The sequence below is a fragment of the Polaribacter sargassicola genome (assembly GCF_021991835.1).
In the GTDB taxonomy this organism is placed as follows: Bacteria; Bacteroidota; Bacteroidia; order Flavobacteriales; family Flavobacteriaceae; genus Polaribacter; species Polaribacter sargassicola.
This window is the reverse complement of sequence record NZ_JAHDAU010000070.1, coordinates 1-374: the sequence shown is the minus strand read 5'-3', so window position 1 is coordinate 374 and position 374 is coordinate 1. Positions and strand designations below refer to the sequence as shown.

Annotated in this window: 1 protein-coding gene; it reads right to left on the bottom strand. The window is 65.5% G+C overall.

All coding sequences use genetic code 11. From position 1 onward, the window contains the following. Positions 1–79: 79 nt before the first annotated feature. Positions 80–374 (bottom strand): hypothetical protein (locus KI686_RS15870; RefSeq protein ID WP_237590304.1); only part of this gene is annotated, 295 nt, incomplete at its 5' end.

Sequence of the window (374 nt, the reverse complement as noted above, 5' to 3'; positions counted from 1 at the left end):
CGGCGGCCCTGTGAACGGCCATAGCCGGCGCGAGTGCCGAGGACTTCCGGCGATCTTCGTGCGTCTCTCAACTGACCGCCTACAACCTGCGGTCCTCTACTGCTTCCACACCGTCATGAGCGAGCGATTCCTGCACCCACGCCCGGCGCCAGCCGGCGATGAGCTTCTGATCGGCTTTGCCGGGCCTGGCCAGCTCACTGACCAGTCTGAACATTTCACGCACATACTCCGGAATGCGTTGCCGCTCGCCGTCCATGGCTTCGGCGAGAATTCTCAACGCGGCGGCCGGGTCGACCCCCTGCTTGAGCAGCGCGAGCAGCTCCCTGGCATCTTTCGCGCCCTTCTCCGAATGCGAGCGATCGAGCAGCGCCGCC